This is a genomic window from Flavobacterium geliluteum (genome assembly GCF_017948595.1).
Lineage (GTDB): Bacteria > Bacteroidota > Bacteroidia > Flavobacteriales > Flavobacteriaceae > Flavobacterium > Flavobacterium flavipigmentatum.
On record NZ_JAGFBV010000004.1, the window covers coordinates 1 to 24,446 of the forward strand.

Below are 24,446 nucleotides of genomic sequence, written 5' to 3' on the forward strand. Positions count from 1 at the left end.
GTAGTCTACTAGTATCTCAGGCAGTAACAACTTAAGGATATCGATAAAAGAATCTTGCATTAGGGTATAATTTGAAAATACAAATATCTAGATTTTAATATTTCCCCACAACAATATGTGTTGATCCTATTTTTTTTTAATCCCAAACAAAACTTCAAATTATTTTCGTAACTACTAAGTAACTTTTTCTCAGAATCGGTTGCATTTGAATTGTATCTTAGCACAATTTTTAATGATATTCAATGAAACAATTATCTGATTTTATTAAATCTAAAGTAGTAATTAGCGCAGATGAACTAGAGAATATCTTGTCTAATTTTCAAGAAATGATGCTTGAAAAAGGACAGTTTATTTTAAAAACAGGCCAAATTGCTAATCACTATTATTTTATAAAAAAAGGGGCTTTGCGCTTTTATTACGGAGATTATGAAGAACAACTAACAGCATGGGTAATTGTTAAAGATGAGTTTTTTACCGAAATATCGAGTTTAAATCCTCAACTCCCCACACGTTTTAATATTGAAGCTATCGAAAAAACAGAATTATTTTGCATTCATAGAGATGACATGGAAATATTGTACAAACAAATTCCCACCTGGCAGGAATTTGGCAGGATTACCTGGGAAAACATGGCTATCAGAATGATTAATCAAATTATTAGTTTTCAAACGTTATCGGCAGAAGAACGCTACCTAGAATTTATGCGTGATACCGAATTAATGAAAAGAGTGCCCGTAAAACAAATTGCCTCCTACCTTGGTATCACTCCAAATGCATTAAGCAGGATACGAAAAAACATCAAATAGTAATTACCTACCAAATGGTAGCTTTTTAAATGACAATGGCGTTTTAGATTTGCATTAAAAATAATGACAATGAAAAACACTATTGTGGTAGCCGGCGCTACCGGAAATTTAGGCCATAGTATTTGTACGGAATTAATTAAAGCGGGGACTCATGTTAAAGCAATCGTACGCGATAGCAGTGATCCCTTAAAAGTTGATGCCCTTAAAAAAATCGGAGTTGAGATTATTGAAGTTACTCAATTTAAAGAAAAAGAACTTACCCCTATATGCCAGGGTGCTTCATGTGTGGTATCTGCCGTTACAGGATTACATGATGTAATTGTTAATGCACAATTAGAACTATTACACGCAGCTATTGCAGCTGGAGTACCACGTTTTATACCCTCAGATTTTTCTTCCGAATTTACAAATATCCCCGAGGGTGAAAATAGGAATTTTGATTTAAGAAAAGAGTTTGGACAGCACCTTGAAAAAAGCTCTATCAAAGCCACGACTATTTTTAATGGATGCTTTGCTGATATTTTAAGATACAATACACCGTTATTTAATGTAAAAGGTCAAACGGTCGCTTATTATGACGATAAAGCCTACTGGAAAATTGATTTCACAACCATGGACGATACAGCGGCTTTTACTGCGAAAGCTGCACTCGATGCTACAACACCAAGATATTTACGAATTGCCAGTTTCAGGGTTAGCCCAAACGACTTGGTTGCCTTAAGCGAGCAATATAAAGACAAAAGATTTAAACTTGTTGATATGGGTTCTATGGAAGGATTCTCTGCTTACAATAAAATACAGCGGGCACAGGACTCTGCCGGAGAAGATGAGCTATACCCAAAATGGCAGCAGGCACAGTACTTATACAGTATGTTTTTAGTACATCACGAAGCACTTGATAACGATAGGTATCTCGATTTGATGTGGTCTAAAGTAGAAGATAATATTTAAATACTTAGAATTATGAATATTGAAAATAAAAAGAACAGCACTGACCAGTACTCTGATGAACAGCTTATTAAAAACTGGTTGGGATTTGAAAATAAATATACAGTGGTGAATGGTATACAACTTCATTATGTAGAAGGTGGTAGCGGTATGCCCTTATTATGCCTGCCCGGATGGCCTCAAACATGGTATTCTTTTCATAGAATTGCACCCCAACTTGCAAAAAGTTATAGGGTAATTGTTGTTGACATAAGAGGTATGGGGACTTCTGGAAAACCAGAAGATGGTTATAGCAAAAAAACAATGGCCAAAGATATTTATGAACTTACAAAGCATCTGGGATTTGAAAAAGTAAACCTTTTAGGGCATGATATTGGAGGTATGATAGCAATGAGTTTTGCTTTTAATTATTCTGAGGTAATTAATAAATTGATTGTGATGGATGGTGCTCATCCTACTGAGGGTATGTTGCAAATGCCGCTGATACCGGCAAAAGGAACGTTTACAAATAAAATGGATATTAACATGCCCTATGTATGGTGGATGGGCTTTAATCAGGTCAAGCATCTTCCTGAAAAATTATTAGAAGACAGATTCAGGTACCTGCTTGATTATCTTTTTTCCTATGTAATGCTGGATGATACAAAAATGACTGATTTTGAACGGGAAGTTTATGCATCAGTATACAACAACCCTGAAAATATACGTGCTTCTAATGCATGGTATCAAAGTTTTACACAAGATATAGAAGATTCGAAAAACTATAAGCCGTTGACCATTACGGTTTTGGGTATCGGTAGTAACTCAAGTTACAACTATATAAAAATGGGATTACCTTATGTGGCAATTAACTGCAAAGTAGAAGGAATTATAGATAGTGGGCATTATATGATAGAGGAAAATCCTGAAAAAATTATTGAATTGGTTACTGGTTTTTTAAGTTGATCAAATTATACTCTACCATAATTTTACCTTATTTATGAACATTAAAATAGTGATTAGGTATTCAAACTTTTATCCCTGATACTCCACTAAAAACTCCTTAAGAAATTAAGGAGTTTTTTTATATTTATTTTTCTTCACAAATCTCTCAGCTTCTATTTTTGTTATTTTAAAAAATAATAAAAGCTCAAATATTCTTTTTTGAAACTTTATAGTACATTGCGTAATAAAAGTATTATATATTCTACTGAGATAGTACAATATACAATTGTGCATCATTAAAAAATACCATTTATATGAAAGTAAAATTAGATAAGTATTATATATTCAAAATTTGTTGCACATTCTTCATCGTTATCACAATCTCTTGTCGACAAAACCAATCAGAAGGAAAAAAAATAATTATCAATCCCCAAACCAAAGATGTAATTACATCTCATGGACCTGAATGGATAACTCGAAATATCATACAAGATAAGAATAACAATATTTGGATTGCTGCATTTTCTGGGATTTTTCGGTATGACGGAAAGTCTTTTACCAACATTACAAGTAAAGTGATTTCGACACGTTTTTTTTCTATTTTAGAAGATAGAAAAGGCAATTTGTGGTTTGGTTCTATAGGCTCAGGTGTTTATTGTTACGATGGGAAATCCTTTCAGAATTTTACGACCGATGAGGGATTGCTTAACAATGAAGTTACAAGTATTTATGAAGATAAAAAAGGCAAAATTTGGTTTGGTGTTTCTGGGGGTGTAAGCTGTTATGACGGGATGTCCTTTCAAAATTATATAATAGATGGAAATGTAATGAATGAGGATCGAACAGGAAAAACTTTTCCTAATAGACGTCCTTATGAAATTACTTCTATTATTGAAGACACAAAAGGTAAATTTTGGTTTGCCACAAGAGGTAACACCTTTGTTTATGATGGTAAAACATTCTCTGTTTTTACACACGATAGCAAACCTTTTAAAAATGTTCGTTCTTTAATCGAAGATAAAAAAGGAAATGTCTGGCTTGGTGGTGCTGATGGACTTTGGCGCTATAATGGTAATGCATTGATCAATTTTACTAAGAATTTTGTGGGCTACATCATTGAGGATAAAAAAGGTAACATTTGGACTAGTTCGCAACGGGATAATAGCCAAGTTTGGGCACTTTTTCGGTATGATGGAAAGTCTTTGTCTAGTAAAAAGCCTACTATAACCGAAATTAAGTCAGGTGGAAACGGTCTTTTTGGGATTTTAGAAGCTCGTGATGGGAATATTTGGTTTGGATCTATGAATGGAGTGTATCGTTTTGATGGAAAGATCGTTACTGATTTTAAAAAGTAAAGATCTTCAGAAATAATATTGTATTGAATAATTTTAAGATAAAATTTATTGCTACTGATAATACGTTGGCAGAGATTGCATGATTTAGTGGAATCATAGTTTAGAATAGCGTTTATTTCCAATCAAAATTCTAATATAAATTCAATAAAAAAAACTATTTTATATAATTGTAAGCTTCTTTAAATCTTGAGTAAAATGATTCTTAAATAGTTCCGGAAGAATCCGCAAATTAAAAAATCTCCAAAGTCATTAGATTTCGGAGATTTTTTTTGGATTAGAAATTTCATATCAATTTAATTTTTTGAAGCATGAACTGAATCAATCAATTTGTTGATTTTCATTAAAACTTGTTTTTTGTATTCTTCTTCTTTTTGTTCGCTTTTTTTTCCTGAACCGAAATTTTCGCTGATCGCGTAACTTTTTATAAAATGACTTTTTTTAGCCCCCAAACTATAATGCCAGCTTCCCATTTCGGAGCTGACAAAAATTACAGCTTCTTCGAGTTTCATAATTTTTTTGTTTGCAGAAAAGGGGCTCATTCGATAAATCGAATTATTTTTGAGATCAAAAGTATAAAGTATTTTTGCTTTGACTATCATATCGTATAAACTATTGAGCGTACCACAAGCCAACAAAATATAAAGGGCATAAAAAAAAGCTTCGTCTAAAATTTCCCTTAAAGAAGGCAATACGATAGCTCCTGCAAAAAGACCAGCCAAAAACCAATGCGATACTTTTTGCAGCGGTTTTGCTGGCTGAAACGAAAAAGAATCTGATGTTTCTTTTATATTGTATCTTTCACGAATGTTCATTGCTGTTCAGTATTTCGTCTAATTCATTTGCTAAATTCTGCATTGCTCTGGTAGTAAATCCTTGGGCGATCAAAATAGATTTTTCTTTTCCGTCCTTTAAATAATTTACGTTTAATGATGTGTTGATCGTAACAAAAAAATGCTTCATTCTTATCAATTCAAAATTTTGAAAATCTTTTAATGGAATAGGAACAGGTTTCCCAATTAATCCCACTTTTACTATTATTTCTTTTGCTTTTAAATCGATAATCACCTGTTTTGACCAAATAGAAATAATACAAAAAATAGATAAAATACCAAAAATCCAAAACATAGCCATATTATTGATCCAGATTCCTCCCACAGCAAATGCAGCAAGTCCAATGCTAATTAATATAGCAAAACCTAATTCTCTTTTCATGACATAATTATTGCCATTTCTTGTAAAATATTTAAGTTGTGACATTTTATACTATTCTAAAGTTACACCGTCTATTATTAAGGATCGGCAATTCAATGAAAAATACGAGCTCGAATAATCGCCATTTAACTGGTCACTTAAAGCATCTAATGTGGCTCCTTTAAACTCAAATTTTCTTGATGGTGCTTTTCCGTAAATATCAATCATAGTCAATTCACCGTCGATTCCCGTCTTGTTTTTAGCGAAAGCGCGCAATAAGTTGATATCCTGTTTTTCAAAATCGATGGACAAATAATAATTTTTTGAATCATTGCTATTCTCTGTATCTTTTACAGAATTTGCTGATCTGCTAAAAGATACTGTTGAAGAGCGTACAGGTACAATTATCGTTTTATTTCCATCTTTGATACTAATTTCTATTTTAGTACGCTTTTCATCAAATTGACTGTAACTGATTTGAGTTAGAAAAAAGAAAACAATTGCTAGTAATGTAAGGCTTTTCTTGTTCATGGTAGATTTTTTTTTTAAATAATTTAATAGGACAAGATTACTTCATACAAAAATTAATACCTACTGCGAATTGGTAAATGGATACTTTAGATTTTTATTTGGTTACGTCTGAAATATATCGGAAATCTAATAAATTCAGCTTATTCTGAAGGCCTTATGATTAAGTGTTTTATCGTTTGAAAACAACGCATAAATGTTTGGTAAGTCAAATGACAATTTGTATTTTGCCGTCAATTACTATTATTTATGCCCACAATATTTACTATTAGATCCAAACAAGCAAGAAAAAAATACCTGATTTTTTTGATATTATTATCGTTGTTATTTGTCTCACCACTTCAGGCACAAAGTATTTCTTCTGTCGAAAAAATAGTCAGTCTGGGGTATGCAAAACGCTTTTCAGATACAACAGGTTCTCTTAAAATTCAGCATCAAGCTCTCAACTTAGCCATAAAAAACAAAAGCAAAGACGATGAAGTAATCTGTTATGCTTATCTCGCACTCACACAAAGGCGTTTACTTCATCTAAAAGAGTTTTTGCATTATGCAGATACAGCTTATTATCTTTCTAAAAATGTACAGAATGTGCGGGCAAAAGCACATGCGGCAGCTGCAATGGGATCGTTAAAGTCGTATATAGAAGATAAACCTCAGGCGCTGAATTATTTACTAAAAGCTTATCAATTGTTTTCTAAAATAAACGCACACGATCAATGTGCCAAAATAGCTTCGGACATATCGTATCTTTTCTCGCCTGCTTCTCCTCCAAAAGTAGAGAAATACGCCCGAGAAGCGATGATTCATGCAGCAAAATCTGGAGATCCCGAAAGTAACTTGTATGCAAGATTGGCCTTTGGAAGTTTCTTAACCGATAAACTGGAAACGGGTGGAGTAGTCGACTGGGAAGTTGCTGTAAAATTTTTTAAAGAAACCGTTGCTCTAGCAGAAAAAAACGCTGATAAAATCATTAGTAAAAGTAACATAGGTATTGCTTATATCAATCTTGCCGATCTTTACACCAAAGACCCCAAGTCGATTGACGAAAAAGCCTTTTTGATGAATCTTGAAAAAGCGACTACAATTGCCAAAAGATACAATGTAAAAATTATTTACCGCAGTGCGATTGGACTTCAAGGATATTATTTTACTCAAAAAGGCGATTATGCAAAAGCGGAACTTCTTTTTATAGAGGGAATCAATTACCAAAAAAAACTTCCATATACTGATAATTATCTATTGGCAACTTTTTACAGCTGTTTAAAAGAGGTTTCTGTAAAAAGAAAAGATTTTAAGGCCTATTATGCTTACGATACTCTTTATACAAAATACAATCAGCTAAAATATAATGAAGCAACTCAGTCTAAATTGCAAAATGCCGAAGCCAGATATGAATCTTCTAAAAAGGCAGAACGTATCAAACAGCTTGAACTCGAAAATGAATTACAACAAAAAAATAAATTATTAGGATATGCCATAGCCGGAGTTTTGCTAATTGGATTAATATTTATGTTTCGTTCCTATTATTATCGTCAGCGATATTATCAAAATAGAGAAGATTTTCTAAAGCAGGAACAAGCCAATAGCGAATTGAAAGTACAATTGATGGAAAAAGAAACGATAGAAAATCTTTCGGCCAGACTATCCTTAGAAAGACGATTATTGCGTTCGCAGATGGATCCGCATTTTATTTTTAATGCTTTAGGAAATATTCAAAGTATGATACTGCAAAAAGATACTATTCCGGCAGTTTCTTATCTAAATAAATTTGCCAAACTGACCAGACAGGTTTTAGAACAATCCCGCAAGGAAACCATTTCTCTGGAAGAAGAAATAAATACTTTAAAAAATTATATCGAACTGCAGCAGCTTCGCTTAAACAATGGTTTTGATTATGTAATTGAATGTGATGGCACTATTGAAACTGATATTTTAATTCCGCCTTTGTTGATTCAGCCTTTTATAGAAAATGCCGTAGAACATGGTTTGAAACCTCAGGAGAATAATGTACGAGGATTAATAGAAATTTATTTTAAAGAAGACGAAACAAAACGAAATTTGATCTGTACCATCAAAGACAACGGAATTGGATTAGCGGCTTCAAGAAAATTAAAAATCAACGATACACATCAATCTTTATCTACCACCATTACAGATGAAAGATTGACAAAAATGCAAAAAGAGAATCCAAACGCCGGTTTTACTGTAAAAGAGAGAGAGCCTGAAACAGACGGGCAGGGCTGTATAGTAATTTTAAACATTCCGATATTGTCATGATATACAAAACTTTAATTATAGAAGACGAGCATCGATTAAGAGAAGCTTTGTCTATTATGCTTGAAATGGTAGCCGGAGAAAATATTCAGATCATTGGATATGCCGAAAGCGTTGAAGAAGCCACAAAAATGATTGACAGACTCAAACCCGATTTGGTTTTTATGGATATTATGCTCAAAGACGGAACTGGTTTTGAGGTGCTGCAGCAAATTTCTTTTAATACTTTTCATCTCATATTTACAACCGCTTACGAGCAGCATGCTATAAACGCATTCAAATACAGTGCTGTCGATTACTTGCTTAAACCCATAGATTCACAAGAACTAAAAACAGCAATTGACCGTATTGCCATTTTAGAGGAAAGAGTGTTAGAAAAACAACAAATCACCGAATTGCAAACCAATCTTTCTAAAACTCCTGACAGACTCGTTTTACCAACTCTGGAAGCAATGTATGTTGTAAAATTAGAACAGATTTTAAGGTGTGAAACTTCGGGCTCCTACACCACTTTTTTTCTAACGGACGGCCGAAAAATAATGGTTTCAAAACCTTTAAAAAATTATGAAGACATTTTACTACCACCAGTTTTCTTTCGTGTACATCAATCACATCTTATTAATGTAAATGCTATTCTGAGTTATTCCCGAGAAGGTATGGTTCACATGATTGATAAATCTGTACTACCCATATCAAGAGCAAAAAAAGAGCAATTTTTTAAATTAATGAAAGACGAAATCTAATTATTCACTGCATATAAATTCAACTGATCCAAATACCAACCAAAAGCTACACATGACAAAGTGGTTGTTTTGTTTTTCTCTAATTGTATCTACTTTTGAACCACACTAAAAATTGAAACAATGAATAATAAAACCTTATCAATCCTGAGCTACATCACCATAATTGGTTGGATTATAGCTTTTGTAAAAAGCAAAGATGTAACACCAAAAAGTGATCTTGTAACCTATCACCTTAAACAAGGCTTCGGAATTTTTCTATTTTCTTTTGCAGTAAATATTATACTTTCTGTTGTGGTCTTTACGGTAACTTCGCTTTATTTTCTTAATTACATTGGTTATGCTCTTTTTATTTTGTGGATTTTCGGAATAATTAATGCTGCCAACGAACAAAAGAAACCTATTCCGGTTATTGGAAAAATGTTTGAAGATAAATTTGGCTTCATCAACTAAATTCAATTAAATTTTACAAACCTAAGTGGCATTTTTCATTTTCTATAATGAAAAAATGTCACTTTTTTTGGCTCTCTTATTTTATGCTTTTTTGATGATGACTTTGGCTGCGATCATTTCAATGGAGAAATATCAGTTTTTTAACAACTTTCATTTATTCTTTTATTAACACAATAGTAGCTTTATAACCCGTACCAACATTCCATTGACTTGCCTCAATAGCCACTCCTTTATCGTCATAAACCTGAAATTCTGCAGTATTGGGCGATGCAGAACCTTCGTTTAACGCTTCAAAATCAATTTTGTTAATTCCGGGTACCAAATTAATTTTGAATCCCTGAAATTCACCATTCAAACCCACTTCGGGCTCTATTATTTTATCATTCAGATATACTTTTATTTTGTCTCCATCAACAAAAGCAGCATCTCTGTAACGAATAGTAGAAACAAAAGCTTTCGTTTTAAAATTTCCTAAAAACTGATTTCTTCTGTAAAAAATACCATCGGTATTGGCTTCTTTTTTGTAAAGCATGGTATTCTTAAAAAGTTCCTCAGGGTTGATTTCTAATGAATCTGGCTTTTTAGTAAATTCTAACGGAGCGATTCGAGGAATAATTTCCTTTGGAGGAACAATTTCCCTCATTTTTGAATCTGCTGGCGGAATAGCTCTATATTTATTGCTCATTTCCTTTTGTGCATATCCTTGCAGGGCAATAGCCATCATCATAATTGTAAAAAATATCCTTTTCATAGTCATTAGCTTTTAATAAATTAAATATAAATGAACCTCATGATCCATTACAGTAAAACTTATTTAAAAACATTTATTTCACCTATTTATTGCCTGCACCGTAAATAATTGTCAAAGAATAATAGATTTAAATGCTGGGGACATTGCATTGAAATTTCAAGGAAACATGAAGTTTGGGATGGGGATTTACACCAAAATACAGTAATCAATATTTTAAATTAAAAGATAATTGTACTTGATTTTTCAATTTATTGATCCAATTCATGTTAACTTTTAATAATAAAAAAGTAATCGTTTACATTTTTTGTTTTTTTAAGTTTTTAATAAGAAGGTGAAACTATCAAAAGCGTTAATTTTACACATTAAATAAAGAGACAGCTTTTACCAATTTATGATTTAGCATTTATTTGATAGTATATTGAAGTATCAAAGGCTAAATGCTTTTGTAAGTTGGTTTAAAATTCTAAGAATATAATAGTAAATGGATCATAATCTTGAAAAAATACGTGAATTGATTTCAAGTTTTATTGAAATTAGTGATTCAGAATGGGCTCAATATTCTCCAAAGTTTACTGTTGAAAAATTCAGTAAAAAAGAGGTTATTCTTTGTCAGAATACAATTTGCAAAAATATATACTTTATTATAAATGGCTTAATAAGAAGTTATTATATTGATGATAACGATGAAGAAAGAATTTTTCATTTTGCTGTAGAAAATACTTTTGCGACCAATTATGAAAGTTTTATAAAAGGTATTCCTTCCAGTTTTTCAATGCAGGCAAGTGAGGATACAACGGTTCTTGTTATCACGATCGAAATGGTGCAAGAGTTGTACAAAAATCTAAAGAATGGTGAAAAATTAGGAAGGTTGATTGCTGAAAATTACTTCTTTATGCTTAATGATAAAATTAAGGCATTATACACTCAGACTCCTTTGCAGCGTTACAATAGCATGAATGCTACGTTTCCCAGAATACTCGAGCGTGTGCCGCAACATTACATCGCTTCTTATCTCAATATTACCTCTGTTCATTTAAGCCGATTGAAGTACGCAAACAAGGAAGATTGATTCAAACTGTTAACAAATGTTATTGTTTATCATAAAAACCTATTTTTACTTTGCATTACTATTGTTCAGAAAGGCAAATAGGGTTTTAATTTACGTCTGGTATTATTTTTATTACAAAAATAGTATATTCCGTTTTTATTTATTTTTATTATTTGTTGTGATGAAATATTTTCATTAATGTTTTGGTTATATAGAGAGTAGGGTAGTGCGAACGAAGAGGTAGATTTCTAAAAGTTTAATAATCAAAAAAATCTCAAACATCATTTCACTTTTAGTTGTAAAGTGATTTTGTTTAAATTGAATTTATGAATACTTCAATAGGAAATAATATTAAAAGTATAAGAGAATTAAAAAATTATACACAGGAATATATGGCAGATCGCCTTGGTATTACACAAGCCGGTTACAGCAAAATTGAAAGTGGAAAAAACAATATTAGCTATAAAAAAATAGAAAAAATAGCTATTGTTTTAGAGGTAAATTTAGAAGATATCGTTTATTTTGAAGGTCAGCGTTATTTTAAGAATGTCAAAGAAAACGACCTTGGAGATTTTATGGCTACTTGCAGTAAAGTAGAAAAGCTCTATGAAGACAAGGTTTTTCTTTTAGAAAAGTTACTTTGCAAAACTGATTTAGAACTAAAGAGATACAAAGAAAAATTTGGAGTGATATAAAGTGTTCCTTAATAAAACAAACGGCCCAATCATAAAGTGACTGAGCCGTTTTTGTTTAGTGTTAGTTTTCGCAAAAAGCACCAATTTGCTGCAAATGCTTTTCTGTTTGGTATTTATTGAAGTTATTCCATTTTGGTGGAGCACTCGTTTTTTGACCGTACATAGCATCCAGGCAAATGTTGCTGTCTTTGTATCTGTCATGCAAAACAGCCAAAATTTTAAAGAAAAATTGATCCAGCATCACAATAGCTTCAAACTCTGATTTTAGCGTATTGTAATCTGCATCTGATGGGTTTAATAATTGTAATAAATCTAAAACTTCAGCCTTTTCGTCTTCATTAATTTCGGTTGCATAACCCATTTTTAAAGTCTTAAAAACCAAGTTGTTCCAGGCTACACTATCATGTCCCCATTGTACATTTGGAAGGGTTAAAGAATGCTCACAAATTAAAATAATAGAAAAAAGAACATCGTTTAAATACTCAGCTGGAAACTCATCAAAACTTCTGAATTCGAAACCACTTTGATACATTTTTTCCTGATTAAAATCAAGTCCAACTTCCGAAAGTAGTTCATATTCCATCTCGACTTCTATCTGGTCTCGCCACCAAATGTTTTCTTCTTTTTCAAATTTCAGAAGTTTTCTAAACTCATCTACATTATAAGTTAAAATTTTACCTTTTGGCATCGCTTTATTAAAAGTTCCTACACCTATGTATCGCGACATCGCATTGCGCATAGAGCCCAAAGTGAATTTTTTGTCTAAACTGTATTTATCGCTAATTACGCCCATAATATCAGGGCTTCCAAGAGTGGCTATAAAAAAAGGCTCAAACCATTGTAATAAATAAATAGCATTGGCGTGCGTTTTCTCAAAATTATCGTAATCAATAATTCTGCTGTCTTCTGTTAGCGTAGGCAAAGTGATATGAAAATGATAGGTTCCGTTATTAAACAAAACCAGATTCTCCTGATTGGTCATAAACATATTCAGACCATTGTTGTAGTCTGGAAAATTTAATTTTCCGTCAAGTACTGCTGATTCATTGATTTTATCAAGGAATAATTTTTTGGTTGCTTTTAGTTCTTTACACGAATCAACAACTGTTCTGTTTTCAAAATATTTGGTTACAAATTCAATAGAATCGCCATCAAAATGTACAGAACCCATTGTTTTATTTCTTTGGGTAATCATGCTCTGAATGTTGTACGGCTGATCTTCAAGAAAAAGCTCCATGATCGATTGTCCCAGATATTCAGGGTTTTCGGTGGGTTGTGCGATCACTTCTCCAGCTTCTGTATCAAGCAATGGTTTTATGGGTGATAACGTTTTGTGCTGATAGTTGATGTCTAGTTTTTCAAGCGAATGACTGTTCATCATTCGGCTCACTTTGTAGTTTTTATCCAAACCAAAAGCTTTTTTCAACAAAGGGGCTAAACTTTCTGGTTTGTAGCATTTTCTGTAGTCAATACTATATTTTTCAAAACCAATTTTTTCTTGTATAAACTCACCAGAAACTATTAGGGATTCTTCAAATTGCATGTAGGTTTCGTTTTCTAATCCTATTCCCCAATAATATTTTTGTGTCTGATTGTCTTTCATTTATACTAATTTTCTTTTTTTATGATGAATTATTCTTTTAAAGGCATTATTTTTTTCGAAAATACAATTGTAATCGGTTAATAATCAGAGCCAAAAAGTCATTTAATGGAGAAAGCATCCGGGTTGCATCCACTAAAAAAGGCTTGTTTTACTTTTAAAATTGTATGAAATTCTATTTTTTTCTTAGAAATTTTGCACGTGTATCGACCGAAAGACGAATATAAAAGTCAAATTTTATAAAAGAGTTATAAAATCAATAAAGTTATTAATTACTTTTAAATCAGTATTTTGAGCAGATGAATAACCTAATTGCAACTTTTGCTATTCTTCTTTTTTCTAAGTTGCAAAAGTAGTTCTTTTTTATGTTATTTACAAGTAGCTAATATATTGAAAATCAATTACGGTTTTAAATTTAGAAATTGGGTTACCCATTTTTATTTATTCATGATAATAAAAAACATAAGAAGAGTATAATTCGTCATTCCACCAATCTTTTCTAACTTCTGAAAAATAGTTGTAATTGAGCTTTCCTGCCTGCGATTGCAACGGATAAACGACTACGCCATTTTCTCGATAGGCTTTATGTAAATCCGTTTCTGGCACAACAGGCACAATGTGTCCAGAGAGACCTTTTATTTTTCTTTTGGCGCAAATAATTCCAACACCGCCATTGGTGTTTACATGATTCTGAATTTCATCAGCGGTAAACATTCTTTTCCAGCCAAAACTAGCTCCCCACTGCAAAAACCAGTCGTGTATGGCGCTAGAATAAATACGGTCAACCGTTTCTTCAAAAACAGCTTCTATTTCCTGGCCTTCTAGTATTTTTTCAATAGATTCTGGTGTCCACCAAACCGTTGGTAGGTAGACTTTAGAAAAATAACAATAATCGTAAGAATACACGTTGCAATAGGTATCTTCTATTGTTTTTTGATATCTGATACTATTTTCAACGTCTAATTTCTCAATAAGTCGCGCAAAACTTTCTTTTTTAGTGGTAGCATTGGTTACATCTCTAAACGGAATACTCAAATCCTGCATGGGTCTTTCTTTCTTGTCCATTGAATTCAGGCAAGATTCAGGATCAGGCGATAAATCGGCTTTCTTTATGAAACTATTTGCTATTGGATTATCAACCAAAGGTAATATTGCTTCAGATACGGCATATTTTTCCATCTTCACTTCTTAAAATTAATTGCTTTACGATGCTTAAATTGATTTTTTGTACAGTGTAATTTTGTCAACCAGAACGTAAATATAAGGTTTTTAAACTTTGCAAATACCGCTGGAAAATGACAAATTAAAGAAAAAAATACAACTAATAGGGCAACTTTTTCGCTTTTAACTATTCGATTGTATCAAATTTAAAAGCAAAAAACAGGCAATTTTCTTACTAAATATCATTTAGCATGGGTTGGTATTTGCTTGTATTTCTTTTTAAGATTTTATTTCTTTTTTTAAGACTAAAATTGCTATTAAAACGGCAAATTTACCTGTAATTTTATCCATAATATTTGTTAAAGATTGTAATCAATAGTATCTTTATAATCTAAAAAAAAAAAATAAAGAGATAACCCAATTATGCCAAATAAAAAACCAGACAATATTGTTTATTCTGAGCAGGAAGGATACAACTCAAGTAAGTTGCCATACGCAACAAATATTGGTGCTCCCGTAATAAAAGTTGATGACGTTGTGGCCTGGAAGAGCAGAGGAATTCATAATGTCAATAAAGAATTCGAGAACAAGTTTAATGAACTTAAATCTGAATATCAGAAATTAATTGAAGAGTTTAAATGGAACGAACTTGTGTACAATGCCAGGTTTTCGTTTGAACCTGTAATGGGCGAAATTTATCATCTCTATCTTGACACGGATGGTAAAGAATTCTTGTCTCTAATATCACCTGAGGAATGGAATAAGGAATTTATTGGCTCATTTAAGCTCAACAGTGATAAAAAATGGGTTTTGTTAGAAAAAAAAGGCTTGGATTTTTATTAATCCTTAAGCCATAAATTTCTAAATGATTTATTTTTGTCATAATCTGAGGCTTGTTTATCAATATTAAAATAACGATTGCCTCTGGGGTCATTGCCCACGCCCGCCACATAAGACCAGTTTCCCCAATTGCTGCAAACATCATAGTCAATAAGCTGCTGCTCAAAGTAGGCTGCTCCATAACGCCAGTCAAGTTTTAAGTCGTTACACAGGTAGCTGGCAACATTTTGGCGACCGCGATTGCTCATAAATCCGGTCAGTTTGAGTTCTATCATGTTGGCATCAATAAAATCTACGCCGGTTTTACCGTTAATCCAGTTTTGAAGCTGCTCAATATTAACTTTTTTCACTCCTGAGTCAGTGCTTTTAATGCCGTTTTTCTGAAAAAATTTGTTTTGGTGTTTCTTCATCATAAACCTAAAATAATCCCTCCACAATAATTCAAACACCAGCCAATATGTCGATTCATTGGCAGTATGAAGAGATTCGTATTTTTGAAGTTCCTGATAAATATGCCTTGGGGAAATACATCCCAAAGCAAGCCACGCCGAAAATTTGGATGAATAATCGGCACCGACCATTCCGTTTCGGGTATCTTTATAGTTCGAAATTGATTTTGTTTTAAAAAAATAATAATCCAATCTTTTCAGGGCCTGCGATTCACCTCCTTTAAATGCAATCGCCGCTCTTTTGTCTATTTTTACTTTTTTTAGACCTAATTCTTTCAGGTCCGGCAATTCTAGTTTAGGAATCTCTGGTGACTTGATCGTCGATGGCTTTTCTAAAGACACTCGAATAACCGAATCTTTCTCAATTTTTTTTCTAAAATTTGTAAAGACATCCGGAATATCTTTTATAGAGAAAGGCAGATCCTCGGCATGATATAAAGTACTGGTGCTCAGTGTTAGCAATTCGCATTTAATTTTCCAAAGTTCAGACTGTACTAATGTTTCTAGCTGTTTTTCTTCAAAAGCAACTTCACGTTTCGCATACACCTTAGCCGCTCTGTACTGTTTCACGATCTTCGGAATTTCAATTTCTGGCTTTCCCTTCAAAATAATTAAACCGGAGCCTAGTGCTCTTAAATTTGCATCCAGATCGATCAGAGATTCCATTAAAAACTGCGCTCTGAAATCACCTGTTTTTTTAAATCCGTAAGGTGTAGTTTCAAAATGAGCATCCTCAAAACAATAAACAGGGACGATACTGTCACTCTGCGAAATTGCTTTTAGCAACACTTCGTTATCCGTAAGTCGTAAATCTGTTTTAAACCAAACTATAGCTGTTTTCATAAACTATTGATATTTTTTAAATAATAATCCGCTTGCTCCAAAAGCACTGTTTTATCGTCTGGCTTCATTTTGTTCCAAACATTGTACATCATTCCAATCCTCGGATTTTGGGATAATTTATCTTTGTGTTTGTCATAAAAATTCCAATATAAACTGTTGAAAGGACATGCTTTTTCGCCTGTTTTTTTTGCTTTATTGTAGAAGCAACTTCCACAATAATGGCTCATTTTATCCACATAGGCAGCAGAACTTACATACGGTTTTGTACCTACAATGCCACCATCTGCAAACTGACTCATACCACGAGTATTGGTAATTTCTACCCAATCGATTGCATCAATATAAATACCCAAATACCATTGATCGACCTCGTCAGGATCTATTCCAGCCAAGAGTGCAAAATTCCCGGTAACCATCAAACGCTGAATATGATGCGCATAAGCATACTCCAAAGATTGTGTAATGGTGTCTTTTAAGCAATTCATTTTGGTCTTTCCTGTCCAGAACCAGTCGGGTAATTTTTCCTTATGATTAAAGAAATTTAGTTTCGCATATTCAGGCATTTTCAACCAGTAAATACCACGCATGTATTCTCTCCAGCCAATAATTTGACGCACAAAACCCTCTAATTGATTGTATTCTATCCGTTCAGGATGATTTTGCCAGGCCCGAATGGCTTCATTTATCACCTCCAACGGGCTAATCATTTTTGTGTTTAACGAAAAAGACAATCGCGAGTGATACAAAGACCATTGACCCGGCGACATTGCGTCCTGATAAGAACCAAACAAAGGCAAACACTCGGCTATAAAAAATTGCAGCAGTTCTAGTGATTGATCTCTGTTTATGGGCCAAATAAAGTTTTTTGCTTCTATTTTTCCAATGGTTTGGATAGTAGTTTTCGAAATTTCCTCTTCTATTAACGCAACATCGGAGCTAAAAAGCAAAGGAGTTGTGGCAAGATGGCCTTTTGGCAACTTTTTTCTGTTGTCACTGTCGTAATTCCACTGGCCGGTAATAGGATTATTTCCTTCCATTAGTATGTCATGTTTTTTTCGCATAGTGCGATAAAAACTTTCCATTACAAAAGTCTTTTTTCCTTCAAAAAAAGCACCTAATTCATTTCTAGTGCTAAAAAAATGCTCTGTATCAAAGACTTCGCTCGAAATAGAAAGACTGGACGAAAAGTTTTTCAGCACACAGTCCAAACGATATTCATCTGGTAACTGATACTCAAAATGAGCGATATTCTCTTGCTTGATGATCGTGTTTAGGTTCGATTCAAAAGATTGTAAATTATTTGAATCGTTTATTTTTATATACAGTACTTTATGATTTTTCAATTGCAGCCAATCAGCAAACTGGCGCATTGCAGCAAAAAATCCAACCACTTTCTGAATATGATGGGTTGCATAATCCGTTTCGGTTCGAACCTCCATCATCACATACGTAATCGTATTGTCGATAGTCTCAAACCACGAATGATTGTAATTGAGTTGATCTCCAAGAACCAGCCGAAGTGTTGGTGTATTTTTATTTTTCATTTTTATTTTTTCTGCATTTATCGCTACAATATTTTACTTCCTCCCAAACTTTCTCCCACTTTTTTCTCCAGGTAAACGGCAGCTTGCACACGATGCAGATTTTAGTCGGTAGGTTTTCTTTTTTTACTTTTCTCATCAGTTTTGTAAAGCACGGAACCTTTTTTTCAAAATTACTATGCTATCGAGGTTATTACTTTCAGATTATTTACAGCTTAAAAAAAGCAATATAATTTTGTTTAACTATTTGAATTTAATGTTAAACAAAATTACGTGTTTTTTTAATCAAAAAGAATAAAATAATGGATTAATTAGTATTTCAAACAGAAACTTTTTGCATGAAGCACTAAAATAATTTGTTTACTCTTTATTTTGTTTAATTAAACAAATAAAAAAGATAAAATGATTGACCAATTTTGAAGAAAGCGGAGGATAATAGTTCTAATTTAAAACAATAAATTTCACATACAATTGAGCCGAAAATAAAGACATAAGACCACAGAAAAGTATTGATTTTAAAGAATAGGAGCAGAAATTTTGTTTTTATAATCACCACCCGTCCCGCTGTACGCTATATCTTTTGCTTTTTAAAGAAAAAAGCAAAAGGATACACTTCCATCGGGGCTAGAGTAGAAGTTTATTTTTCATAACCAAAAAAGAGCGGAAAGCCTACTTTATAAATGTATGGTGAGAGATAAAAAGCAAATCAAACGCCTTTCAAGAAAGATTTTAATCTAATTGTTTAGGTTTTCTCGTTAAGTTTTTAGGTTTCAAAACCAAACGTTTAGGTGTTTTTCCTAAAGTTGTAGTTACCAACATCTAAAAACTTCATCAAAAGACCCAAATCCAGTAAAATAGTGGTGCACAACAACTACTATTTTTTCTTCCTTCCCCACCAAATTAAAAATCCTGATACAGGTAAAGTCAAGGCAAAAAGGCACACGAGAAAAGCTATTATTTTGGTAGGATATCCATAAATACTGCCCGAATGAATAGGGTAGATGAGACGTCTGATTTTATCACCTCTTGAAAAATTCTCATAAGGTCTTGACTCAATAATTTCTGCCGTATATTTATCAAAATAAGCTGCGCTGGACTGAAATGGAATTGTTTTTTCTACATTTTCTTTTAGTACCAAAATACTATTTATGGTATCAGCTGGCATTCTAATCTGGATATTTCCTTGGTAATCAAAAATACTATCTGCTTGATTATAAATGGTCTGATAAAAGGCAGTTTTATTCAATTTTGGATCTGTTTTGGTTGGGTTTTCAACTTTATTCGAAAGCTTTTTTGTAGTGCCGTCAGCAAAATAATAAATGCCTTTTTCGAACCAATCGAAGGTAAATACAAGACCTGTTAGCGAAATAGTTAATAAAAATAAAAAGCTGTAAAACCCAAAAGTAGAATGAAAATCCCAGTTGATTCTTTTAAAAGAAGCTCCCCATTTTACGGTTAATCTTTGTTTGAGGTTTTTTATTTTTTTGGGCCACCACAAAATAAGTCCGGAAATAAGCATAAAAGCAAAGATCAGACAAGAGGTTCCAGTGATAAGTTTTCCTATATCATCTAATAATAAGTGCCTATGGAGCGACAAAACGATAGAGAAAAATCTGGTTTCCTGATCTACTGATCCTAAAATTTTACCGGAATAGGGATCAAACGCAAAAATGATACTTTGATCATCTGTATCCTTTCCCACAATTAATAGTGTTCGCTTAGGATCATTAAATGTGCTAATTCGGGTTATTTTTTTTACCGAATATTCTTTTTGCAGTAAATCGGTACAGTAATCAATGGGCTTTTTTGTCTTGCCAATTGTGGAAACAAAGTAAAAATCTGAATTTATATATTGGTCAATTTCTTTTTCAAAAACCATTATACTGCCTGTCAATGCTACTATAAAAACAATAAGTCCCGAACCTAAGCCCAGCCAGAGGTGTAGTTTTCCAAAAGTTTTCATTAATTTTTTCTTCATTGTTTTTCCGTGCGTTTTAGAGAGAAAAGGATGCTCACGAGTGATCCTTTAAATTTTCTTCAAATTTATAATTATTTAGACTATATATAAATAATTAAAGTGAAATATAAAAAACATTTCTTCTGTTTCGTCATTGGTTGATAAAAAAAACTAATTCTTCTCATCATAACTTGTTAAATAAATATTAATTTATATTTTTGCCTTGTTTTTATTTAGAATGAATAAAAACAATAACTAATATTTACAAAACAATGAAATATATTACTTTTAAGACAACAAGTTTTTTGTTTACAATTATCTTTTTGTTTTCATGCATTTCTGTTTTTGCCCAACAAAATCATGGAAAAATAAAAGGTCAAATTACCACATCTGATGGCGATCCTGCAGCCGATGTGTATATCATATTAAAAAACTCAAAATACAATACGTCAACAAATGATGATGGTAGCTTCGAATTGAGCCGAGTAAAACCCAATACGTATACTTTGCAGATTTCTTTGATAGGATACGAAACATCAGAGCAAGAAGTGGTGGTTGTAGACAATGAGACAACGACAATCAACCTACAATTGAAGGTTTCTAATAAAGAATTGAATGAAGTTGTAATTAGTAGCAGAAAAAGTATTGTCTCAAAAAAAACAGATTATGTGGCCAGAATGCCTCTAAAAAATTTAGAAAATCCGCAGGTTTATAGCGTAGTACATAAAGAACTTTTGCAAGAACAGATGGCGGTAGAAATTGGTAGTGCCGTTCGAAACTCTCCTGGAGTTGTTCCGCTTAATTATCCTTCAGGAGGATTTGCAGCTATTTTTAGAGGATTTACAGTTGGAATTAATTCCAGAAATGGAATGGAAACTTTGTCAGGCCGTTCTTCTGTTGGCATAGCAAATCTGGAAAGAATCGAAATTTTGAAAGGCCCTTCTGGAACTTTATTTGGTTCCTCAGCATCTTCTTTTGGTGGCGTAGTGAATTTGGTAACCAAAAAACCTTTTGAAGCAACATCATCTGAAATAGCATACACTGGCGGAAGTTTTGGTTTAAACCGACTTACGGCCGACATTAATACGCCTCTTACAAAAGATAAAAAAGTATTGTTCAGACTTAATGTAGCGGTTAATAAGGAGAAAAGCTTCTTGGATTATGGTTTTAATAATACACTTGCAGTTACTCCGAGTATTACCTACAAGGCGACAGACAGGCTTACATTTAACATAGATGCTGAATTATTTAATGTAAACAGTACTAAACCATTATATCCTACAGTGACTGCTGCTTCTGGCATAACAAACCCTTCGGAGTTTAAAATAGATTATAAAAAATCATTGGTTCATGAAGATGCAGACGCTAAGTCATCGGCTTCAAAAGCTTTCGTACAGGCAGAATATCAAATTTCAGATCACTGGAAATCAACTACTTTGTATTCTTTTGTAAGTGAGAATGTCGATTATAGCTATCAAGTTACACCTACTTGGACTTCGCCAACAACGGCTACTATTCGCGCCACGGTTTTTGGGCCAATTTCTAGTAATTATACCAATATTCAGGAAAATATTAATGGGGAGTTTAACACTGGATTCTTGAAACACAAACTCTTAACGGGTATTAATTACAGGTATTATTCAGATACTTTTTCGTCTACACCAACTCCTACAGCTCCTTTTAGAACAATTGATGTTACGACAAACTTCGTTCCTGTTAGAAAAAATGATATTGATGCCGTAGCACTGGCTCCCGTAATAAGAGCGGGTAGAGAAGAGTATACTTTTAGTGCTTATGCTTCGGATGTAATTAGTTTTGCAGACCGACTTTCGGTGATGTTAAGTTTGCGTGTAGATAATTTTGACCGTAAAGAAAGTGGTACTACTCCAGCATACAATCAGACGTCTTTATCACCAAAATTAGGGTTGGTTTATCAGGTTGTAAAAGATCAGGTTTCGTTATTCGGTAATTACATGAATGGATTTCAAAATCTTGCACCAGTAAATCAGCCAGATGGGGCACAATTGATTTTAGATCCTTTATATGCTAATCAATTTGAAGGTGGTATTAAAGTTGAGGCATTCAACAAAAAAGTAAGTACTACCATTAGTTATTACAATATCACTAATGATAATGCCGTCATGAGGTTTACAGATTTAACGTACCAACAAGGCGGTAAACAAGTGAGTAAAGGGTTTGATTTTGAGTTAATCGCTAACCCAATTGCAGGACTTGATATCATTGCTGGATATGCTTATAATGATAATCGCATCGTAAAATCGGCAACGGCTTCTCTTGAAGGAAAAAAAGCAGCAGATGCACCCGAAAACGTTTGGAATATCTGGGCTTCTTATAAGTTTCAAAATAGTCTGAAAGGATTTGGTATTGGTTTTGGAGCTAATTATGTTGATGATACTTTTATGGCTACCACCAATACTTTTTACATTCCGTCATACACCATTTTTAATCAAACTTTATTCTACGAACAGCCTACTTGGAGAGTTGGTCTTAAATTGAATAACATAACTAACGAAAAATATTGGAGTACGTGGGGAGCAGCTCAGGCTCCGGCAAATTTCTTAGTAAATTTAACTTTCAAGTTTTAATTATTTCTTTAAATCAAAATTTAAAAATCACCTCTGTTTAAGTATAGAGGTGATTTTTTTTATAAATCAATGGTTCTATTGTACCAGTATCTCAGATTCTAAAGATTCTTTGATAAGCGGGTAATTTACTTTTCCATTAACCGTCAATGGTACATCAGTTATGTGAATTATTTTTACAGAACTCGCATGCAAATGCAATTTTGTTTTTAAGGTTTGTACCATTATTTCTCTATTCAAATTAGCATCTGTGTACAAAACAGCTAAATGTTTATCATTCAGATCCAAGCAAATAAAGGTTTTTCCACCGAAAGTGTCTTTTAAAAGAAGTTCGATTTCGTCTAAATTAATACGGCTGCCAAATAATTTGACAATTCGTTTTAATCTCCCTGTTATGTAATAATAACCTTCATCATCTTTTCGTGCCTGATCGCCGGTATGCAGTTTTTCTTCCTGATGATAAAATTGTAAATCTGCCCTTCTTTCGGCATAACCGCCAAAAATATTAGGACCATAATAAATGAGTTCCGAAGTATTTTCTTCAATCTCAAAGCGCCCATTTTGAATCGGGCGTCCAATTGAAGCTCTTTTTCTGAGTAAGTCTTCAGGTGGCAAAAAAGCCATACGTCCGCTCGCTTCGGTCTGACCATATTGTGCAAAAAACTTTTTACCATATTTCTCGGTATATTCAGAAATGACTTCGATTAATTTATGATTGATAATGCCGCCTCCATGCGTAAAATAGCGTAATGCTGGATAGTCTTTTTTAAAAAAACCTATACTTTGAAGCATTTCATAAAAATAAGGCACGCCACCTAGCGTAGAATAGCCAAAATTTTTCAAGTCATGCCAAAATTCCTTCTTAAAAACATCTTTGTCGGTACAGACAATTTGATGTGCTTTTATACAATTGGTATTAAATATCGATAATCCGTAAACAGAATTTATCGGAACATTGAGCGGTACCACATCATCACTTTTAACAGGCAGATAATCCAAAATCGATTGTGCATTTTCAACAAGATTTTCATCAGACAATCGCACAAATTTAGGTGATCCTGTTGTTCCAGAAGTGCTCAGCAAGAGTTTAACTTTTGGATGTATCGGGTAGATAGCATTTTCAATACGTTTGAATAATTGTATTGTACGTGATGCATCAACAACCTTATATCCTTCAATTTCGCTTCTTGACGGATCGTAAATATAATAAGGCGTATAATTTTTTTCTAAATTTTCTTTAAATTCAACATTCACTCCCAATCCTAATAAAGCAATGGTAAAACGGCTTTGGTAAAAATTTAAAAAAGTTTCAACGGCTGGTAACTGATTATCATTGTAAATAAACACAACAGAACGAAGGTTTTCGATCTCCAGCGATTGATGCATTTCTTTTATAGTTTTAGAAAATCCAGTTGTAGCATCGGTAAAAATTAAATTTTTATTTTCTGATATTAAATGGTATAATTCCATAGCTTTGGGTTTCTAATTAATTTCAAATCCGTATTTCTTAAGGACTATTTTTATTTTTTCAACACTGCTCATTTCTAGAATATCTTCCATTTCTATTGAGATTTTATACGTGCTTTCTAGTTCTTCAATTAGTACGAGATGACTCATAGAATCCCATTCTACTATTGCCTGATATTCTAGTTGGTCGTTTACCGATTCAACAGGTATTTCAAACGCTCTTGCAAATACGTGGTGTAATTGTGCTATTGTATTCATCTTTTTTTAGTATT

Annotated in this window: 23 protein-coding genes; 11 read left to right on the forward strand and 12 right to left on the reverse strand. The window is 32.9% G+C overall.

Annotation, left to right across the window (positions count from 1 at the left end; genetic code table 11):
• Positions 1-242: 242 nt before the first annotated feature.
• From J3495_RS03180 to J3495_RS03195, 4 genes are all read left to right on the forward strand, one after another.
• On the forward strand, positions 243-806 hold the full coding sequence (locus tag J3495_RS03180) for a Crp/Fnr family transcriptional regulator (protein WP_210665126.1): 564 nt from the start codon (positions 243-245) through the stop codon (positions 804-806).
• Positions 807-875: 69 nt separating this feature from the next.
• Positions 876-1,757, forward strand: coding sequence for an NmrA family NAD(P)-binding protein (locus J3495_RS03185; protein ID WP_210665127.1), 882 nt, complete (start codon positions 876-878; stop codon positions 1,755-1,757).
• 12 nt (positions 1,758-1,769) lie between these two features.
• The gene (locus J3495_RS03190; RefSeq protein WP_210665128.1) at positions 1,770-2,699 is read left to right on the forward strand and encodes an alpha/beta hydrolase; all 930 of its coding nucleotides are present in this window, start codon (positions 1,770-1,772) and stop codon (positions 2,697-2,699) included.
• Positions 2,700-2,992: 293 nt separating this feature from the next.
• Positions 2,993-4,033, forward strand: a complete 1,041-nt coding sequence (locus J3495_RS03195) for a ligand-binding sensor domain-containing protein (RefSeq protein ID WP_210665129.1) — start codon at positions 2,993-2,995, stop codon at positions 4,031-4,033.
• Positions 4,034-4,326: 293 nt separating this feature from the next.
• Here J3495_RS03195 and J3495_RS03200 read toward each other — a convergent pair whose 3' ends face one another.
• The 3 genes from J3495_RS03200 to J3495_RS03210 are packed head-to-tail and all read right to left on the reverse strand — an operon-like array spanning position 4,327 to position 5,755.
• Positions 4,327-4,845: a hypothetical protein gene (locus J3495_RS03200; protein ID WP_210665130.1), complete on the reverse strand. Its 519-nt coding sequence runs from the start codon at positions 4,843-4,845 to the stop codon at positions 4,327-4,329.
• Positions 4,832-5,290, reverse strand: a complete 459-nt coding sequence (locus J3495_RS03205) for a hypothetical protein (protein WP_210665131.1) — start codon at positions 5,288-5,290, stop codon at positions 4,832-4,834. Before J3495_RS03205 ends, J3495_RS03200 begins: the two co-directional genes overlap by 14 nt.
• Before the next feature lie 6 nt (positions 5,291-5,296).
• Complete coding sequence (locus J3495_RS03210) at positions 5,297-5,755, reverse strand: hypothetical protein (RefSeq protein ID WP_210665132.1); 459 nt, start codon at positions 5,753-5,755, stop codon at positions 5,297-5,299.
• A 246-nt stretch (positions 5,756-6,001) separates the two neighbouring features.
• Between J3495_RS03210 and J3495_RS03215 the strand changes: the two genes are divergently transcribed.
• The 3 genes from J3495_RS03215 (at position 6,002) to J3495_RS03225 (ending at position 9,219) form a co-directional block, all read left to right on the forward strand.
• Positions 6,002-8,029, forward strand: a complete 2,028-nt coding sequence (locus J3495_RS03215; RefSeq protein WP_210665133.1) for a sensor histidine kinase — start codon at positions 6,002-6,004, stop codon at positions 8,027-8,029.
• Entirely contained in the window at positions 8,026-8,769 is a 744-nt protein-coding gene (locus J3495_RS03220; protein ID WP_210665134.1) for a LytR/AlgR family response regulator transcription factor, read from the forward strand. The genes J3495_RS03215 and J3495_RS03220 overlap by 4 nt, the downstream gene beginning before the upstream one ends.
• A gap of 120 nt (positions 8,770-8,889) precedes the next feature.
• Positions 8,890-9,219, forward strand: coding sequence for a DUF4870 domain-containing protein (locus J3495_RS03225; protein WP_210665135.1), 330 nt, complete (start codon positions 8,890-8,892; stop codon positions 9,217-9,219).
• 154 nt (positions 9,220-9,373) lie between these two features.
• Here the strand turns inward: J3495_RS03225 and J3495_RS03230 are convergent, their stop codons facing one another.
• Complete coding sequence (locus tag J3495_RS03230; RefSeq protein WP_210665136.1) at positions 9,374-9,970, reverse strand: hypothetical protein; 597 nt, start codon at positions 9,968-9,970, stop codon at positions 9,374-9,376.
• A gap of 481 nt (positions 9,971-10,451) precedes the next feature.
• Between J3495_RS03230 and J3495_RS03235 the strand changes: the two genes are divergently transcribed.
• Together J3495_RS03235 and J3495_RS03240 are read left to right on the forward strand one after the other, a co-directional pair.
• Complete coding sequence (locus J3495_RS03235) at positions 10,452-11,039, forward strand: Crp/Fnr family transcriptional regulator (RefSeq protein WP_210665137.1); 588 nt, start codon at positions 10,452-10,454, stop codon at positions 11,037-11,039.
• A gap of 305 nt (positions 11,040-11,344) precedes the next feature.
• Positions 11,345-11,713 carry a helix-turn-helix transcriptional regulator gene (locus J3495_RS03240; protein WP_210665138.1) on the forward strand — a complete coding sequence of 123 codons (369 nt, stop codon included), beginning with the start codon at positions 11,345-11,347 and terminating at the stop codon, positions 11,711-11,713.
• 61 nt (positions 11,714-11,774) lie between these two features.
• Here J3495_RS03240 and J3495_RS03245 read toward each other — a convergent pair whose 3' ends face one another.
• Both J3495_RS03245 and J3495_RS03250 read right to left on the reverse strand, forming a co-directional pair.
• The gene (locus J3495_RS03245; RefSeq protein WP_210665139.1) at positions 11,775-13,316 is read right to left on the reverse strand and encodes a hypothetical protein; all 1,542 of its coding nucleotides are present in this window, start codon (positions 13,314-13,316) and stop codon (positions 11,775-11,777) included.
• 438 nt (positions 13,317-13,754) lie between these two features.
• The gene (locus J3495_RS03250) at positions 13,755-14,492 is read right to left on the reverse strand and encodes a hypothetical protein (RefSeq protein WP_210665140.1); all 738 of its coding nucleotides are present in this window, start codon (positions 14,490-14,492) and stop codon (positions 13,755-13,757) included.
• A gap of 405 nt (positions 14,493-14,897) precedes the next feature.
• Between J3495_RS03250 and J3495_RS03255 the strand changes: the two genes are divergently transcribed.
• Positions 14,898-15,317, forward strand: a complete 420-nt coding sequence (locus J3495_RS03255) for a DUF2452 domain-containing protein (protein WP_210665141.1) — start codon at positions 14,898-14,900, stop codon at positions 15,315-15,317.
• Here the strand turns inward: J3495_RS03255 and J3495_RS03260 are convergent.
• The 4 genes from J3495_RS03260 to J3495_RS03275 form a co-directional block, all read right to left on the reverse strand.
• Positions 15,314-16,606, reverse strand: a complete 1,293-nt coding sequence (locus J3495_RS03260; protein WP_210665142.1) for a DASH family cryptochrome — start codon at positions 16,604-16,606, stop codon at positions 15,314-15,316. The genes J3495_RS03255 and J3495_RS03260 overlap by 4 nt on opposite strands.
• Positions 16,603-18,150 carry a cryptochrome/photolyase family protein gene (locus tag J3495_RS03265; protein ID WP_210665143.1) on the reverse strand — a complete coding sequence of 516 codons (1,548 nt, stop codon included), beginning with the start codon at positions 18,148-18,150 and terminating at the stop codon, positions 16,603-16,605. The genes J3495_RS03260 and J3495_RS03265 overlap by 4 nt, the downstream gene beginning before the upstream one ends.
• Complete coding sequence (locus J3495_RS03270; protein ID WP_210665144.1) at positions 18,140-18,286, reverse strand: DUF2256 domain-containing protein; 147 nt, start codon at positions 18,284-18,286, stop codon at positions 18,140-18,142. The genes J3495_RS03265 and J3495_RS03270 overlap by 11 nt, the downstream gene beginning before the upstream one ends.
• Before the next feature lie 735 nt (positions 18,287-19,021).
• A complete protein-coding gene (locus J3495_RS03275) occupies positions 19,022-20,125 on the reverse strand; it encodes a PepSY-associated TM helix domain-containing protein (protein WP_210665145.1) in 1,104 nt (367 codons plus the stop codon).
• Between the two features lie 251 nt (positions 20,126-20,376).
• On the opposite strand from J3495_RS03275, the gene J3495_RS03280 reads away from it, so the two are divergent.
• A complete protein-coding gene (locus J3495_RS03280; protein WP_210665146.1) occupies positions 20,377-22,710 on the forward strand; it encodes a TonB-dependent receptor in 2,334 nt (777 codons plus the stop codon).
• Between the two features lie 75 nt (positions 22,711-22,785).
• Here the strand turns inward: J3495_RS03280 and J3495_RS03285 are convergent, their stop codons facing one another.
• Positions 22,786-24,177 (reverse strand): AMP-binding protein, encoded by a 1,392-nt coding sequence (locus J3495_RS03285; protein ID WP_210665147.1) that lies wholly within the window; start codon positions 24,175-24,177, stop codon positions 22,786-22,788.
• A 12-nt stretch (positions 24,178-24,189) separates the two neighbouring features.
• The gene (locus J3495_RS03290) at positions 24,190-24,432 is read right to left on the reverse strand and encodes an acyl carrier protein (protein WP_210665148.1); all 243 of its coding nucleotides are present in this window, start codon (positions 24,430-24,432) and stop codon (positions 24,190-24,192) included.
• Between the last annotated feature and the right edge of the window lie 14 nt (positions 24,433-24,446).